Here is a 16,654-nt window from a genome sequence, read left to right as displayed (position 1 = left end):
GTTGAAGTGCTGGGTGACCAGGAGCGTCGTCGGCACGAGCACCGCGACCTGCTTCCCGTCCTGGATCGCCTTGAAGGCCGCGCGCACGGCGATCTCGGTCTTGCCGTAGCCGACGTCACCGCAGATCAGGCGGTCCATCGGGACCTCCTTCTCCATGTCGGCCTTGACCTCGTCGATCGTCGTCAGCTGGTCGGGCGTCTCGACGTAGGGGAAGGCGTCCTCGAGCTCGCGCTGCCATGGCGTGTCGGCGCCGAAGGCGTGCCCCTTCGTCGCCATCCGGGCGCTGTAGAGACGGATCAGGTCGGCGGCGATCTGCCGGACGTAGCGGCGGGCCCGCGACTTCGTCTTGTGCCAGTCGGAGCCGCCCATCTTGTTGAGCGACGGGGCCTCACCGCCGACGTACTTGGTGATCTGGTCGAGCTGGTCGGTGGGGACGAACAGCCGGTCGCCCGGTTGGCCGCGCTTGCCCGGGGCGTACTCGATCACGAGGTACTCGCGGGTCGCCCCGGCGACCGTGCGCTGCATCATCTCGACGAAGCGGCCGACGCCGTGCTGCTCGTGCACGACGTGGTCACCGGGTCGCAGCTGCAGCGGGTCGACCGACTTGCGTCGCCGCGACGGCATCCGCCGCATGTCCTTGGTCGAGCTGGTCTGACCCGGCTGGCCGGTGAGGTCGGTCTCGGTCACGACGGCGACCTGCAGCCCGTCGTCGAGGAAGCCCCGTCCGAGCGACCCGGTCGTGACGTGCACGAGGCCCGTCACCAGGTCGGCCGCCGTCGGCCCCATCGGCTCGAGGGTGGCCCGCACGTCGTGCTCCCCGAGCACCTCGTAGACCCGTCGCGCGAGACCCGGCCCGTCGGTGACGACGACGACCCGCCAGCCACCCTGGACCCAGCTGCGCAGCTGCTCGACCGCCGCCTCCGTGTCGCCGCGGAACGGGTCGATCTCGTGCGCCCGCAACGAGATTCGCATGGCGTCGTCGTCGTCGGCCGGGTCGGTCAGGCCCTGGAGCTCCGCGTCGGAGGCGAACGAGGTGAGGCTCCACCACGGACGGCCGGCCTCCAGGGCGTGCTCGCGGACCTGGGCGAGCGGCCAGTAGGAGGCGGTGCCGAGGACGCTCTGGAGGTCGATCGGCACGACGTTGCCGGCGGCGGCGTTGGCCCAGCTCGCCTCGAGGAACTCGGCGCTGGTCGCGACGAGGTCGTGCGCACGGGTGCGGACGCGCTCGGGGTCGGACAGCACGATGAGGGACCGCTCCGGGAACGCGTCGAGCACCGACTCCATGCCGTCGACGAGCGCCGGGGCCAACGACTCCATGCCCTCGACGGCGATGCCCTCGGCCACCTTGAGGAGCATGTCGGCGACACCGGGCAGCTCCTCTGCGAGCGCCCGGGCCCGCTCGCGGACGGACGGGGTGAGCAGCATCTCGCGGCAGGGTGGCGCCCACAGACCGTGCTCGGCGATCTCGAGACTGCGCTGGTCGGCGACCTTGAACCAGCGGATCTCCTCGACCGTGTCGCCCCAGAACTCGACCCGGACCGGATGCTCCTCGGTCGGCGGGAAGACGTCGAGGATGCCACCGCGGACGGCGAAGTCGCCGCGCTGCTCGACGAGGTCGGTGCGCGTGTAGGCGGCCGCGGCGAGCGCGTCGACGACGTCCTCGAGCGGCCGGTCCTCGCCCGCCGACAGGGTGACGGGCACGAGGTCGCCGAGACCCGTCGAGATCGGCTGGAGCAGCGCGCGCACCGGAGCGACGACGACCGCCAGGGGCCCGTATGCCGGGTCGGCGTCCGCCCCGGTCTCGGGGTGCGCGAGCCGGCGGAGGACGGCCAACCGGCGTCCGACGGTGTCGGACCGGGGGCTGAGTCGCTCGTGCGGCAGCGTCTCCCAGCTGGGGAAGGTCGCGACGGACGCGGGGGGCAGGAAGCTGCCCAGCGCGGTCTCGAGATCCTCGGCCTCACGCGTGGTCGCGGTGACGAGGAGGACCGGCGCCGCACGCCGGGAGCCACTGGCGACCAGCAGGGCGACGAGCGGAGCCCGGGCTCCGGGTGCGACGGTGACGTCGACGACCCGGTCGTCGTCATCCGACGCGGCGAGCACCCGGGCCACCTCGGGAGCGGCCGCCCAGCTGTGCGCGAGCGCCGAGAGGGCGGCGGTGCTGGGTCCGGGGGCCGTGGCTGACGTCGAGGACGAGGGCGATGAAGGTGAGGAGGACATAAGCGGTTTTCCCTCGCAGACGTGGTGCGGAGCCCCGAACCGTCAACGGAGCCGGACATCACAAAGAGCCCGCGCAGAGCTGCTCGCGGATACCCCTCCAGACTACGCGCCCCAGCGGGTGGGAGATTCTGAGCCTGTGGGAGATTCGTGCCGTGACGGCACCGGATGCGCAGACTTCAGCAGGGACCCCGCACGTCGCCGTCGACGGCGCGGTGCTGGCCGACCTCGAGCTCGTCCTCGGCGGGGTGCAACTGCCCTGGTCGCACCTCGGCGGCGGGGCTGCGTCACCCGTTTGCGACCTCGCCGACGCCGGCGACAACCCGGACGACCGGTTCTCCCTCGACCTGCGGGGCGCTCCCGGGCTCGCGAGCCACCTACCCGGGCTGGACGGAGCCGCTCTGGTGCTCACCGACCCGACATCGCTCCCCGTGGCCCGGCTGCAGGCCGTCCGACTGATCCCGGCTCGGGAGGGTCTCGACGTCGATGCCGTGAGCGGCACGCTGACGACACTGCGCCCGACCACAATGCGCCCGACGACATCGCGCCCGACGACACCGCGCCCGCCGGGTGATCCGACGCTGCCGGCCTGGTCCCGCCCGGCAGCCGTCGTGGTGGTGGTGCAGCGCCCCCTGCTCCGGGACGAGCTCGAGGACCTCCTGACGGCAGTGGGCCCGGGCGGGGAGCTGCGCGTTCTCGTGCCCACCGGTCCGACGCCCGACGGCATACCGGGGCTCGTCCTGCTGGACGCCGTGCGCTCCGTCGCAGCCGCACGGGGCGCGGTCGAGGTCGACCCCGTTCCGGTCTTCTGGCGTGGTCCGGCGGAAGACACCGCCCTGGTCGAGGCGCTGGCCGACCGGGTGGGGTCGCCCGCCGTCGTCCTGGGGGCCGAGGATCCTCGGTGGCTCGCCGTCCGGGCCGATGTCCTCGACGGTCGCCCCGCCCTCGACGTCGCCGCGGCCGCCGAACCGGCGCTGACCGCCTGGCGGCCACCCGTCGACCGGCGCGGTGTCGTCGTCTTCTTCACCGGGTTCTCCGGGTCGGGCAAGTCGAGCATCGCCGACGCCCTGGTCGAGCACGTGCGGACCCGCACCCGCCGCACCATCACCCTCCTCGACGGCGACGTCGTGCGGACGATGCTGTCCAGCGGGCTAGGCTTCGACCGAGCCGGTCGCGACCTCAACATCCGCCGGATCGGTTACGTCGCCGCCGAGATCGCCCGCCATCACGGCATGGCGGTGTGCGCGCCGATCGCCCCCTTCGCCGAGACCCGGGCCGCCGTGCGCCGGATGGTCGAGCAGGTCGGCGACTTCGTGCTCGTCCACGTCTCGACACCCATCGAGGAGTGCGAGCGCCGCGACCGCAAGGGCCTCTACGCCCGGGCCCGGTCGGGCGAGATCGCCGACTTCACCGGCATCTCCTCCCCCTACGAGGCGCCGACCGACGCCGATCTCGTCGTCGACACCACTGGGAGGACCCTCGAGGAGTCCCTCGACGAGGTTCTCGACCTGCTCCGGACGACGGGGTGGATCACCGCATGACGTCGACTCGCCGTTCGACGCGTCCACATCTTGAGATTTCGTGTCCGAACACGCCATTGCTGGGTTCTTTGCCCCGTTTCTCCATGCCCTCTGGCTGGCGGACCGACATCAACCCGTGACATTTTTCGTCAGCGTCGCCACCCCATGACCCCGACCATGCCCCGATGGCGACGCGTGACGGATGCAGGCCGTCAGTGCGGAGCACCAGGAGCTTGTCATGTCCCGTCCACAGCTCAGCGACGACCGCACCGGTCTCCATAGGCGCCCGACCGGCCCACTCCGGCGATGGCGCGCGGTGCTGGTCCTCGCATCCCTGCTCGGGCTGGCCACCGCCCCCACGACCGCCCTCGCCCGGCCGTTCGTCGATCGCAGCCCGACGTCGATCTCCGACAGCGCCGACACCGCCATCAGCGCATCCGATGGCGGGGCCGGCGACTTCTCCTCCGTGGACGCCTCTGCCCCGTCGAGCAGCACGACTGCCGCGAATCCGGCTGCCCCGGCCCCGACCCCCGCCGCAGCGTCCCCCGTCACCACGGTCTCGGCGGCCTCTTCCTCGAGCACCTGCACCCTCGGCGCCAAGCTCGTCCCCACCTGCGGCCTCCTCTGGGGCGCGGCCCCGGCGGCGTTCTCCAGCGAGGCTCGGGCGACCACGCTCGCCGCATACGAGGCCGACCAGGGCCGCCCCCTCGACGTCTACCACGGCTACCACGTCAACGACCAGCCGTTCCCCAACGCCAGCGAGCGGGCGATCGCCCTCGATCCCGCGAAACCCCGACTGCTGCTGCTCAACTGGCGACCTGCCATGGACATGACGTGGGCGCAGGCGGCAGCCGGAGGTGCCGACGCGCGGATCGACGCCGAGGCCCGCGTCCTGAAGGCGTTCCCCGCCAAGGTCTTCGTCGCCATCTGGGCCGAGGGTGAGCACTTCGTCAAACCGACTGCGGGCTCGGGGATGACGGCCACGGACTACCGCGACATGAGCCGCCACGTCATCTCGCGGCTCAAGGCCGGCGGCGCCACGAATGCGGTGTTCGTGCAGATCTTTCAGGGCTACCCGGCGTATGCCGTCCAGCCGTGGTGGCCGAGCATGTACCCCGGCGACGACGTCATCGACTGGATCGCCTGCGACTCCTACAACAGTGGAAACGCGAGCGGCTACGGTGCGGGCGATTTCAGCCTCCTCGTCAACCGGGTCAAGGGCTCCTGGCAGGGGTGGTATCACTGGGCCACGACCCAGCACCCCACGAAGCCGCTGATGCTGGCGGAGTGGGGGATCTGGTATCAGTCTGCTTCCCCCGCACGCATGGCGACGTTCTACGACCAGGTCCGGACCCAGCTGCCGCAGTATCCGCGCATCAAGGCGATGCTGTACTTCAACACGGCCAATCACCCGAAAGGCACGACGGCGATCGACACCAACTCCGCGTCGCTGGCGGCCTACCGTCGGCTGACCGCGTCGATTCCGAGAGTCGACCTCTCGAACCGCTAGCCGGTCAGCGGCGCAGTGGTCAGCGGCGCAGTGGCGCCGGGAGCGGGCCGACAGTGGAGAGGTCGTCCATCCGGTAGCCGAACGTCGCCACCGTCTCGGCGTGCTTCTCCACGAGCGAGGCCCGACGCCGACGACCCAGGAGGGAACGGCCCATCTCCTGCCACTGCTGCTCGTAACCACTGGAGTGGTCCGCTCGCAGGCTCGAATGCGGGATCGGCTCATCGACATCGAGCAGCTCCTGGACCCGGGCCAGCTCGGTCGCGGGCTCGGCGACCAGCTCCTCGTAGCGCAGCACCACGACCCGGTCGAGCTGGGACAGGTCGTCCCGCAGGATCTCGTGGGCGCGGACCCAGTTCTGGACCATGGCGTCGACGGACGTGGCGTTCTGCGCGTGCCTCGACAGCAGCCGTCGCCACTTCGCGGTGGCCAGCGCGACACTCACCGGGTGCCTCATGACGATCACCAGGGCCGACCCCGGAAACACCGCCTGCAGGAAGCGGCCCATGATGAGGTTCGGCGGTGACTTCTCGACGAGCAGGCGACGATCGAGACCCCAGAAGGGCTCCCATGCCGTCCACATCCGGTCGGCCGCGTCCGACGTGACCAGTGGCGAGTCCTCGGTGAGGTGGGCGCGAGGGTCGAGGGCGAACCTCCCGGCGCCGCCGTGGACCTTGGCCTTGGGGTAGACGTCCTGGAGATGCTGTCCTTCGTCCTCCATCGCGCCCGTCCCGACCAGGCCGCTGATCTCGTGGTGCTCCGCCATCGCACGCGCCAGCGGGGTGGTGCCGCTGCGGTGCAGACCCCCGACGAAGACGAGTCGTGAGGGGTCGCGGGCCACCCTGCTCATGGGGCAGAGAGCCCGGATCGACGCCGGTGGGTGGGACGGTAGGTGGAACGACGCAGCGGCGGGCGTCCGGGGCCCCGGGACACGAGCAGGATGAGACCGCCGAAGGCAATGAGACCGAGGCCCGCGAGAGCGGGCACGCCGGCGGCCTGGCTGCCGGTGCTCGGCAGCGCGGAGACCCGCAGGTCGGTAATGAAGTACCCCTGGAAGAGCGACGTGGTGTTGCTGCGCACGGTGACCATGCTGGCATCCCGGGCCGTCGCGTAGGCGAAGTTCGTCCCGAAACCGGGGCCCTTGACCTTCGCCTGCGGCTTCGTGATGGAGATGGGCGTCGTCGCGCAGGTGGTGGACTGGCCGGGAGCGAGGGTGGTCGTCGCGCAGGCCACGGTGAACTTGTCGTCAGTCATCCGACCGTCGACGATGGACACGGCATACAGCGTCGTCGTGCCTGCGTTCGTCGCGGTGAACCCGAGACGCATCGTCTCGCCGGCAGTGAGGGCCCCGTTGCCGTTCACGTCGTCGTAGGAGATCCGGTACTGGGCGAGATCGAGCCGCCGGATCACCCGGGGAGTCGGAGGGTTGGACGGACCGGACCCGACCGGCGGGGGCGGGGGCGTGGTGCCGGCGGTGATCTGGAGCGTGAGGGTCGTCGTGGTGGTCGCGCCGACGAAGGCGGTCCCCCGAGCGGTCACCGCCGCAGGAGTGGCGTAGTTGACCAAGGAGCCCCTGCTGGCCTGCCCGGCGTTGACGTTGAGCGCGCCCACCGTGCAGTCGGACCGCTGTCCGGGCTTGAGGGACGTGGGCGAGCAGACCATGCCGAGCCCATAGCGTGAGAGCAGGCCGTCGTGGACGACCAGGGAGCTGATGGTGACGTTCCCGGTGTTGACGACGCTCAGGTGGTAGACCACGGCGTCGCCGGGGTTCACGAGACCGTTGTGGTTGCGGTCGCGCACGAGGTTCGCCGACTGGATCGAGCTGAGCGAGGCCAGCTCAGGGAGACTGGTCACTGCGGCGTTCCCGACGTCACGAACCACGACGCCACCCGGAGCGGTGGAGGTCACGACCGGGGCGGCAGAGGTGATGGTTCCGGAGTCCATGTCTGCCTGGCTGATGACATGGGCCGAGGTGCACGTCATCACCGCGCCGGCCGCCAGGGTCGTCGCCGGGCACCGGATCGGCGCCGTGGCCGAGCCGTCGGTGACCGCGATCGCGGAGAGCGTCACGCTGGAGGAGTTCGTGACCCGGTAGGTGTAGGCCAGCTGGTCCCCGGCATCGCGGCGACCTGACCCGTTGGAGTCCTGCTGCGCCACCTCCCGGTAGACCCGGATCGTCGGAGTGGGTGCGGGGGGCGTCGGCGTCGGAGCAGGGGTGGTCGGCGTCGGAGCGGGTGTTGTCGGCGTCGGGGCCGTCGGGGTCGGGGCCGCGGTGGCCGGTGCCGTCGGGGTGGGTGCCGGAGTGGCCGGCGCCGTCGGGGTCGTCGCTGCCGGCGTCGGCGTGTCGTCAGCCACGACCGCGGCCGGCGCAGCCTTCGAGGACTCGGGGGGGGCTGACGGCGTCGAGACCGGGGAGGACGAGACGGTGACCGCGCTCTTGCCCGAAACCGGCAGAGCCGAGGCGTCGGTCGACGACGCCCTCGGGATCACCGGGACGGGGGACGTCGCAGTCGGCTCCACCGTCGCGGCGGAAGGGATGGCGGGGACGCCCGTCCCGGGCGAGGCGCTGCCCGCCACCAGTCCGTCAGCAACGGCTGTACCAGCCGACGAGACGAGGACGAGTGTTGTCGCTGCGATGGCAACACAAGTTGAGACCCGCATGAGACCCCTTCCAGAGCGGATGACGACGTCGGCCTTCGCCGACCTCATCGTCACACATCGGCACCACGGCGCGGAACGAGTTCCCCCGAATGCCATGGCTTTTCGCAGGATTGATATTACCTAATCATCCCATTTGACCCACTTTTATCCCGCGCTGTTCACGGTCAGCGCGCCCTTGACCGAGGGGGCGCGACCGGCCCCGCCGACGGCGGCGGCCGCCTGCGGGAGAGTCGAGAACTCGTAGTCACACGTCCCGTCGACGCTGTCCCACAGACCCACCGCCCGGATCTGTGGGTATCGCTCCAGAGCCCCGGGGATCGCGCTGTACCACTGACCCGTCAGGTCGGGCTGAGTCGCGTACTTCGCCGAGCCGGTCTCGGAGATCATCATCGGCTTCGTCACGTCCATGCCGATCGAGGGCCCACGCTGGTGGACGAAGTCGTAGAAGATCTTCATCTTGTCCTCGAAGGAGACGAGCTTGCCGGGGTTGATGGCGTTGCCCGCGCACCCCGACTGGTTGTAGACGTTCCAGCTGATCCAGTCGACGACGTCGTTGCCCGGCCAGAGGGTCGCCGCGGCGTCGAGGTTGTCCGCAGCGCCGGTCATGACCCAGACCCAGACGGCGTTGGTGGCCCCGGCGGCAACGTAGATCTGGTGCAGGTGCCGCCACGCGGCGATGAAGTCGGCGGCGGTACCTAGCGCCCCGACCTTCTGCTTCTGGTTGGCCTCCTGCTCGAAGGTGATGAAGAAGGGTGACTTGAGGGACGCCAGGCCACTGGCCTGAGCCTTGAGCGTCTTGTCGAAGTCACCGCGGGCGACGGCGGCCCATCCATTGCTGGTCCGGTCGGTCGCCGAGAAGTCGCGACTGGCGATGGCGATGTGAAGGAGCTTCCCTGCGGCCACCTGCGCACGCTCGGCGGCGTCGGGGATGACGGCCTTGAGGTCGTGGTAGCGATAGACGAAGTCGAACGGACGTCCCACGGCCGCCTCCACGGTCTCGACCCCCTGCACGGTCGGCGGCCGGGTGGCGATACCCCAGAGCACCCCGCACGTCGGCACCGCCTTGTCGGACAACCGGCAGGGACCAGCCGGAGTGCTCGCCGTGGAGGTCGCGGCGGGGGCGCTGGTCGTCGACGGCTTCGGCGCCGAGGTGGTGCCGGTGCAGGCCGCGACCAGCATCGCCGAGACGACCAGCCCGATCGTGGCGGCCCACCGGCCTTGTCGACGACCCCCCGCCCGGACCGGCCCGCCGGTATGTCGCCTCACCATGTCAGGCGTCCGTCGTGCTCGCCCCGTCGGATCGCCTTTCGCAGCCGGGTCCTCGCGGATCCGGCCAGGAGCGTCATCGCCGCGGGGATGTCGTCGAGGAGATATCTCCTGGCCAGGTGGCGGGGATCCTGGACGAGGCGGCAGATCCACTCCCCACCCGCTGCCTGGACCCAGGCCGGCGGACGCCGCGTCACCCCGGCGGCCATCTGGACACCGGCACCGCACCCCAGGAACCAGGTGGAAGGCATCTGCTGCGCCAGCAGCACGGCGAGCCTCTCCTGCTTGGGGAACCCCAGGCCGATGAGCACGAGATCGGCCCTCGAGGTCACGACCTCGGTCACCAGGGAGGCCAGGCGATCCGCGTCGTGCTCGAACCCGAAGGGCGGGGTGACCGCACCGACGACGGACAGGGCCGGGTAGCGCTCGACGAGGGCGGAGACCGCCAGGTCGGCGGTCCGGTCGGCTCCTCCACCGATGACGAAGAGGGACCAGCCTTCGGTGACCCCGCGCTGCGCCAGGCTCTCCACGAGGGCGGACCCCGTGATGCGTTGCGGCAGGGCGGTGCCGGCCAGCGCCGCGGACCACATGAGGGGGGCGCCATCGGCGACGACCACGTCGCAGGCGTCGACGAGGGCCCGGATCTCCGGGTCCCGGCGACTGCGCAGCCAGATGTCGATGTTGGGCGTCACGATGATGCCGCCGACCCCCCGGGCGATGGCCCCCGCGACCCGGTCCAGGACCTGGCTCTCCGTCACGGCGTCCAGCTCGAGGTGGCCGAGCGGCACCATCGGACCACGGCGGTCGACCCGCGAGTCGCGAGAGAGAGTCATGGCGACAATGTTAGGGGTGAGAAGCGGCGGTCGGAGCACAATCGGAACCGGCCAACCCGGTCACCCTGGGCGCCCCCGGCCGGTATCGTTGGCGACCTAGCACTGGGGGTCGTCCGGGGGCCGACGTGTGTCGACGGGGAGTGAGTGAACGACGTGTCTCGACCGACGGTGGTCTATCTCGCGGGGTCCGGCCGTTCGGGCAGCACCCTGCTCGAGCGGACGCTGGGGGCCCTGCCCGGCTGGGTGAACATCGGCGAAGCGATCGACATCCCCCGCAAGGTCGCGCCCTTCGACGAGCTCTGCGGTTGTGGCCAGTCCTTTTCGGAGTGTCCCTTCTGGACTCGGGTGGGACGGTCTCTGGAGGACTGGGATCCGCGCTGGCTGGCTGGGACCCACGCCCTCCAGGCGTCTGTCGCGAGGCAGCGTCACCTCCCCCAGCTGCTCGCCTCTCGCCCGGGCGGGGAGTTCGCCCGTCGACGCGCGGCATACCGCTCCCGGTATGCCGCCCTCTACCGCGCGGTCGCGGCCGAGGCTGGGGCCGACGTCGTGGTCGATGCCAGCAAGTGGCCCTCGCTCGCGGTCGCCCTGCACGGCGGGGAGATCGACCTCAGGGTGATCCACCTCGTGCGGGACGTCCGCGGAGTGGCGTTCTCCCTGGACAAGTCGGTGCAACGGCCGCAGTCCACCGACGGTGAGGCGATGTACCGCAACAACCCGGCGTCGGGGGCCGCGCGCTGGCTGGCCACCCAGACGGAGATGGACGTCGTCGGATGGGCGGGAGTGCGGGTCACGCGGATGCGCTACTCCGACTTCGTCGCCGACCCCGCGGCGAGCGTCGCGACGGCGATCTCCCGCCTGGGGATGACGGTGCCGCGCGGAGGCCTGTCGCACATCGACGGGCGTCGCGTCACCCTCGGCGCCAGTCACGGCGTCTCGGGCAACCCCTCGCGCTTTCGTCTCGGCGAGACGACGCTGCGGCCGGATGACGAGTGGCGCACGCGGATGCCGGTCCGCGACAAGCTGGTGACGACCGCGATCGGCCTTCCCCAGCTCATTCGTCTCAACGCCACCACCCCGCCTGCGTCCAGCTCCCCTCATCTCTCGAGCTCCCCTCATCTCTCGAGCTCCTCTCATCTCTCGAGCTCCTCGGGGGCCGAGCCCACCGACTGGCCCCTCGTGTCCGTCGTCCTTCCCACCCACGGGCGACCCGAGCTGGTCCGCGAGGCCCTCGCGTCGGTGGTGTCCCAGACCTACCCGGGTCCTCTCGAGTGCGTCGTCGTCCACGACGCAGAGGATCCCGACCTCACGCTCCTCGGGTTCGCGACCCCCGGTCGCAGCGTCACGGTGCTGACCAACGCCCACGCCCCCGGACTGGCGGGGTCCCGCAACACCGGGCTGGACGTGGCGAAGGGAGCCTTCATCGCGAGCATCGACGATGACGACACGTGGCACCCGGACAAGGTGGAGAAGCAGGTCCGTCGATTCCACGACGATCCCGACCTCCTGGTCCTCGGCTCGGGGATCCGCCTCATGCTGGCCAACGGGCGGATCGACGAGTGGCCGGGCCGGGCCGGGCTGATCACCCACTCGATGCTGCTGCGCAACCGGGTCAAGGAGCTCCACTCCTCGACCCTGATGATGCGACGCGACGCCTTCGCCAAGGCCGGTCGCTACGACGAGCAGCTGCCGAACGGTTACGGAGAAGACTGGGACATCGTCATCCGGATGGCCCGGGTCGGGAGGGTCGGCGTGGTCCGGGAGCCCCTCGCGGACATCCGCAAGGATGGAGGGTCCTACTACATCGGAAGGGCTGAGCGGACCGTCACGGCCCTCGAGGCCTTCCTCGCGAAGCATCCGGAGATCGCCCGGGACCGTCGCGGGCACGCCCGCCTGCTCGGCCAGCTGGCCTACCAGCGTGCCGTCCTCGGGGACCGCACCGGTGGGGCACGGTTGGCGGCGCGGGCCGTGCTGCGGTGGCCGCTCAGCCCCCACCCCTACGTCGCTGCGCTGCAGGCGGCAACCGGCGTGGACCCGGTCCGGGTCCAGAAGCTCGCCCGCCGCTTCGGGCGCGGCATGGCCTGAGGAGGACGACCGTATGAGAGCGCCCAACTTCCTTCATCTCGGACCCGGGAAGTCCGGATCCACCTGGCTGCACGAGGTCCTCGTGCTCCATCCCGACGTCTACCTCACCGAAGCGAAGGACCTGTACTACTTCAGCCGCTACTTCGACCAGGGTCCGCAGTGGTACCTCGATCATTTCAAGGGCGCCACCCATGAGTCCGTCGTGGGCGAGGTCTGTCCCGACTACCTCAGCGAACCGACGGCCGCCCGCCGCATCCGCGACACCCTGGGCTCCGATGTCCGGTTCATGGTCAGCCTGCGTGACCCGGTGGAGCGCGCCTTCTCCAGCTACCTCTACGCCGCCAAGCACGGGTTGGCCGCACCGACATTCCGGCAGACCGCCACCGCCAAGCCCGAGCTCATCGACGAGGGCCGCTACGGCACCCAGCTGACGACCTTCACCCGCCACTTCCCCGTCGAACAGATTCACGTAGCCCTCTTCGACGACCTGGTGGCCAGCCCCCAGAACTATCTCGACGCCGTCACCGACTGGCTCCAGATCTCCCGCCAGGTCACCACGCCCGCGATGCTCGAGGCCACCCTGCCGGCCAGCAAGGCACGCTTCCTGCCCGTGGCCCGAGCCACCAAGGCCGGGGCCGAGTGGATGCGGCGGCACGATGGTGCCAACCTGATCGGTCAGGTGAAGAGGTCGCCGATGGTGCAGCGGGTGCTCTACCGACCGCTGGGTGACCAGCGGCCGACGATCGCCCCCGACGATGCCGCGTGGGTGCGCGAGCGGCTGGCCGGGGAGGTCGACCTGGTGGAGCGAGAGTTCGGGCTCGACCTCGCCACGCGGTGGGGGTGGGTGTGACGTCACTGCGTGCGGCGGTGCCGGCTCCCCTGCACGGACTCGCCCGTCGCGGGTACCTCGAGGTCGGGCGGGCCACAGCCGGCCGTCGCAACCCCCCGGGGATGATCCTGGTCGGTGCGTCGCGCAGCGGGACCACCTCGTTGTTCCGGGCTCTGAACGACCACCCGGACGTGTCGCCTCCGCCGGTGAACAAGGGAGTCCGCTACTTCGACCTCAACTACGGCCGCCCCTGGGACTGGTACCTCGGTCACTTCCCCCTCCGCAGGTCGCACCGCTCGACACCGATCCTCACCTACGAAGCCAGCGGCTACTACCTCTTCCACCCCGTCGCCGTGCCTCGGATCGCCCAGCACCTTCCCGACGCCAAGATCGTCGTGATCCTGCGCAATCCGGTGGAGCGGGCCTACTCCGCGTGGAAGCACGAGAGCGCCCGTGGATTCGAGTGGGAGCCCTTCGAGCGCGCCCTCGCCCTGGAGGACGAGCGTCTCGAGGGTGAGGTCGAGCGGATGCGTCGAGACGTCCGCTATCAGAGCTTCTGTCATCGTCATCACTCCCACCGCGGTCGCGGTGAGTATGCCGGTCAGCTCGAACGGATCTACGCGCACTTCCCGAGGACGCAGGTGCACGTCATCCAGAGCGAGCGCTTCTTCGAGAACGGCGCGCAGGAGTATGCGCGGCTGACCGAGTTCCTCGGTCTCCGCCCGAACCAACCCGCGTCCTTCGGCCGCCACAACGCCCGGCCGAGCTCACCGATGCCCGTCGCCCTGCAGCGCCGTCTCGAGGCTCACTACCAACCCCACAACGAGCGCCTCGAGTCGTTGCTCGGCGAAGCCGTTGCCTGGGGGTGAGCCACGTCAGGGGGCTCGGTGCCGTCCGCCCACGCGCCGAGCCGCGTCGGGAGCCTGAGGCTTGCGACGGGCCATGACCAGTTGCTTGAGCTCGAGCGGGCGCCGCCAGACGAACAGCAGCGCGCCGTAGCTGACCAGTGACACACCGACCCCGACGACGAACCCGCGGAGCCCGTCCCCCAGCGCGGCCCTGACCAGCAGGGGCAAGCCGGTGAAGCAGACCACCGGGAGGGCGACCGCGAGCAGCGTGGAGCGCCCGAAGGGGTGCAGCCGCAGGATCAGGGCGACCTGCGACAGGGCCGCGAGGTTGCTCACGGCGATGGCCGCGGCCCACCCGATCGCCGCGCCGACGATCCCTTGACCCGGGATCAACCAGAGGTCGAGACCCAGGTTGACGGTCAGTGCCAACGTGACGTTGGCCAGGTTCCAGGACGTGCGGCCGCCCATGTTGAGGACCATGTCCACCATGCCGCACGCCGTGGCCAGGAGCATCGACGAGGCGAGGAGCAGGAGCACGACGCTCCCAGCCTGGTAGCCCTTGCCGAAGATGCCCAGCAGCCGCTCGCCGTAGATGATGAGGGAGAGGTAGAGCGGCCACGTCAGCAGCATCAGCCACCCGGTCGACACCCGGTAGAGCAGGTTCGTCGTGACGATGTCGCGACGGGCCAGGGCCTCGCTCAACCGGGGTTGCACCGCTGTGGAGATGGCCCGGTTGATCATCTGGCCCACGACGACGAACCGGGTTGCCGCGGTGTAGACGGCAGCCGCGACGGGGCCGGTGATGGCGGCGACGAGCAGGATGTCGAGACGCTGCATGGTGACCTGGCCGACCGAGGCGAGGGCGCGCGGCCCGCTGAAGCGCCAGAACTCCCGCCGCAGCTCCCGAGGGTCGACCTCGACCCGGCTACCGCTGCCGTGGGCCCTCCGGGAGGAGATCGCGCGGTACCACACCCCTGCCCACACGGCCGCCGGCAGGTAGGCCACGACCCAGGCCAGACCGAGGAACCGCGACCCGCTGAGCCAGATCGCTGCGGCGACGAGCGTGAGCTGGACGACCGAACGGCCTACCTGCTCCACCATGACGCTCGGCCGCATCACACCCAGCCCCCGGGACGCCGCGAGGATGACGTTCTCGTAGCCGGCCAAGGGGATGAAGAGGGCCAGCACGCGCAGGGATGAGGCCGTCCCGTCGACCTGGCCGGGGGTGACGATCCTCGCCACGGGTTCGGCGAAGACGAAGAGGCCCGCTCCGGCCACGATGCCCGTGACCACGACGGGTCGTACCGCCACCCGGACGTAGTGACGGATGCGCTCGGTGGTCGCCAGCGAGCGGGACCTGGCGAGGAAGTACACCAGGGCGGTGTTGGTGCCCAGCTGCCCGAGGCTCGTCGTCAGGACGAAGACGGAGGTGGCCGAGAAGAAGAGCCCGGCCTGCTCGGTCGACAGGCCGCGGGTGACCACGAGGGTGAGCAGGAACGTCGTCGTTGCCATCACCGCCGAGCCGACGAGGTTGGCGGTGCTGCTGCGACCCACGCCCACGACGACATCGCGCGCCGGAGCGGGCCCACCTTCGACGGTCGGGTTAGGTCGTAGCACCCTGACCACCCCTCGCCATCGCCTCCAGCGCGCCGTCCAGCGTCGGGAGCAACCACGAGGTGAGATCGCCGAGCTTGGCGCCAGCCTCCCGCTGCTGGTCGTGCAGGTAACGGGTACCGACCTCCACCAGGTAGAGCAGCGACACCAGCCGGGCCTCCTGCCTCGACGTGGAGAGGCCCATCTCGTGGAGCAGCTCCGGAGCCGCGCGCACGATCGACCCGGCAGCCGCCCGGGGATCGCGGCGCTCGCGCACGATGAGCGTCTGGATGTCGTGGTGCAGCAGGTCGAAACCGACGGGCACGCCGAACCCCAGGCGTTCCCAGTCCCACACCGCCACACGGTCTGCGGCAGGCCCCATGTTCCAGGGTGTCCAGTCCCCGTGCCACGCACCGACGCATACCTCGGCGTTGCCGCCCTGCGCACGCAGCGTGGTCAACGCCGCTCGGAGGCGGGACGCCATGGCGGTGTCCGGCAGTCCGGCCATCCGCTCGTCGAGTCGGGTGACGTAGGGCCCGTCGACGACGGACTCGACCCCCAACCCGTCGAACGCGCTCAGCTCGCGCATCGCTGCCACGACTGCGGCACGCGATGGCGGCCGGCGGCCGCCGGTCAGGAGCGCCCCCTGGACGAGGACGACGTTGTCGCGCCACATGGTGTGGAGGATCAGCGGCGGGACGAGGAGGTGCTCCAGCGTCGAGGCTCCCAGTCGTCGGAGTGCTTGCGCCTCGTGGGTGACCAGGTCCCGGGTCAGTGGGGACGTGCCGATCTTGACGAAACCCACCGACTCTCCCCGGGGAGAGACGAGGTAGAGCACCGGCTTGCGGTTTGCCCGGGGCGGGCTCGTGTACAGGCCGGAGCAGAGGGGGCGACCGAGCGCGCCCTCAAGAAAGGTGACGACGTCCAGGTCACCAGCGCGCGGGTCACGCTGGGGCGAGCCGCCCGCAGCGCCCGCAGCGGCCCACCCGGTCGTGACCGCCGTCGTGGAGGGCAACAGGTCGGTGGCGCCGCAGCGCGCCGCCACCGCGAGGCCCTTAAGCAGGAACCTCATCAGGGGGCCGGCCGACGACTTGTAGGAACGGATCAGCGACGCCGTCGCCCGACGAGGGCGCCGCGGGACCACCAGCGTCGGCATCCGGGCGGACGGGAGCATCAGGTACTGCGACGTCCGGATCGGCGTCTGTCCCGGACGGGACCAGAGCTGGGCCAGGACGGAGTCGAGATAGACCCGACGCTCGGGTCGTCCGGGGGGTGAGGGAGGCGGAGCGCCTCCCTCACCC

Annotated in this window: 12 protein-coding genes; 5 read left to right on the top strand and 7 right to left on the bottom strand. The window is 70.7% G+C overall.

Translation table 11 applies throughout. From position 1 onward, the window contains the following. A partial coding sequence (locus Q0R63_RS15760; RefSeq protein WP_295699235.1) for a CarD family transcriptional regulator occupies positions 1-2,217 on the bottom strand: 2,217 nt, incomplete at its 3' end. A 152-nt stretch (positions 2,218-2,369) separates the two neighbouring features. Here Q0R63_RS15760 and cysC point away from each other — a divergent pair. Beyond that, positions 2,370-3,755 carry an adenylyl-sulfate kinase gene (gene cysC / locus Q0R63_RS15755; RefSeq protein WP_295699233.1) on the top strand — a complete coding sequence of 462 codons (1,386 nt, stop codon included), beginning with the start codon at positions 2,370-2,372 and terminating at the stop codon, positions 3,753-3,755. A gap of 217 nt (positions 3,756-3,972) precedes the next feature. Next, on the top strand, positions 3,973-5,244 hold the full coding sequence (locus Q0R63_RS15750; protein WP_295699231.1) for a hypothetical protein: 1,272 nt from the start codon (positions 3,973-3,975) through the stop codon (positions 5,242-5,244). A gap of 19 nt (positions 5,245-5,263) precedes the next feature. On the opposite strand, the gene Q0R63_RS15745 is transcribed toward Q0R63_RS15750, so the two are convergent. The 4 genes from Q0R63_RS15745 to Q0R63_RS15730 form a co-directional block, all read right to left on the bottom strand. Continuing rightward, complete coding sequence (locus tag Q0R63_RS15745; protein WP_295699229.1) at positions 5,264-6,091, bottom strand: sulfotransferase; 828 nt, start codon at positions 6,089-6,091, stop codon at positions 5,264-5,266. Continuing rightward, positions 6,088-7,818, bottom strand: coding sequence for an LPXTG cell wall anchor domain-containing protein (locus tag Q0R63_RS15740; RefSeq protein ID WP_295699226.1), 1,731 nt, complete (start codon positions 7,816-7,818; stop codon positions 6,088-6,090). The genes Q0R63_RS15745 and Q0R63_RS15740 overlap by 4 nt, the downstream gene beginning before the upstream one ends. A gap of 228 nt (positions 7,819-8,046) precedes the next feature. Next, the gene (locus Q0R63_RS15735; RefSeq protein WP_295699224.1) at positions 8,047-9,171 is read right to left on the bottom strand and encodes a hypothetical protein; all 1,125 of its coding nucleotides are present in this window, start codon (positions 9,169-9,171) and stop codon (positions 8,047-8,049) included. Then, positions 9,165-10,001 (bottom strand): WecB/TagA/CpsF family glycosyltransferase, encoded by an 837-nt coding sequence (locus Q0R63_RS15730; RefSeq protein WP_295699222.1) that lies wholly within the window; start codon positions 9,999-10,001, stop codon positions 9,165-9,167. The genes Q0R63_RS15735 and Q0R63_RS15730 overlap by 7 nt, the downstream gene beginning before the upstream one ends. Before the next feature lie 153 nt (positions 10,002-10,154). Here Q0R63_RS15730 and Q0R63_RS15725 point away from each other — a divergent pair, with 153 nt between their 5' ends. Genes Q0R63_RS15725 through Q0R63_RS15715 form a run of 3 tightly spaced genes read left to right on the top strand, consistent with a single transcriptional unit; the run spans position 10,155 to position 13,781 of the window. Further along, a complete protein-coding gene (locus Q0R63_RS15725; RefSeq protein ID WP_295699220.1) occupies positions 10,155-12,083 on the top strand; it encodes a glycosyltransferase in 1,929 nt (642 codons plus the stop codon). A gap of 13 nt (positions 12,084-12,096) precedes the next feature. Continuing rightward, entirely contained in the window at positions 12,097-12,933 is an 837-nt protein-coding gene (locus Q0R63_RS15720; RefSeq protein ID WP_295699218.1) for a sulfotransferase domain-containing protein, read from the top strand. Next, on the top strand, positions 12,930-13,781 hold the full coding sequence (locus tag Q0R63_RS15715; RefSeq protein ID WP_295699215.1) for a sulfotransferase: 852 nt from the start codon (positions 12,930-12,932) through the stop codon (positions 13,779-13,781). The genes Q0R63_RS15720 and Q0R63_RS15715 overlap by 4 nt, the downstream gene beginning before the upstream one ends. Positions 13,782-13,787: 6 nt before the next feature. On the opposite strand, the gene Q0R63_RS15710 is transcribed toward Q0R63_RS15715, so the two are convergent. Together Q0R63_RS15710 and Q0R63_RS15705 are read right to left on the bottom strand one after the other, a co-directional pair. Beyond that, a complete protein-coding gene (locus Q0R63_RS15710; protein WP_295699212.1) occupies positions 13,788-15,314 on the bottom strand; it encodes an oligosaccharide flippase family protein in 1,527 nt (508 codons plus the stop codon). A 49-nt stretch (positions 15,315-15,363) separates the two neighbouring features. Next, positions 15,364-16,654 (bottom strand): hypothetical protein (locus Q0R63_RS15705; protein ID WP_295699211.1); only part of this gene is annotated, 1,291 nt, incomplete at its 5' end.

Origin of the sequence: Lapillicoccus sp. (assembly GCF_025353065.1) — a bacterium.
Taxonomy (GTDB): Bacteria; Actinomycetota; Actinomycetes; order Actinomycetales; family Dermatophilaceae; genus Lapillicoccus.
Note: the sequence above shows the minus strand (reverse complement) of the source record. Positions and strands in the feature narration are given on the sequence as shown.

Coding starts and splice junctions, on each gene's coding strand:
- Q0R63_RS15750 (WP_295699231.1), top strand. CDS start 3,973: ATGTCCCGTCCACAGCTCAGCGACGACCGCACCGGTCTCCATAGGCGC.
- Q0R63_RS15745 (WP_295699229.1), bottom strand. CDS start 6,091: ATGAGCAGGGTGGCCCGCGACCCCTCACGACTCGTCTTCGTCGGGGGT.
- Q0R63_RS15735 (WP_295699224.1), bottom strand. CDS start 9,171: ATGGTGAGGCGACATACCGGCGGGCCGGTCCGGGCGGGGGGTCGTCGA.
- Q0R63_RS15730 (WP_295699222.1), bottom strand. CDS start 10,001: ATGACTCTCTCTCGCGACTCGCGGGTCGACCGCCGTGGTCCGATGGTG.
- Q0R63_RS15720 (WP_295699218.1), top strand. CDS start 12,097: ATGAGAGCGCCCAACTTCCTTCATCTCGGACCCGGGAAGTCCGGATCC.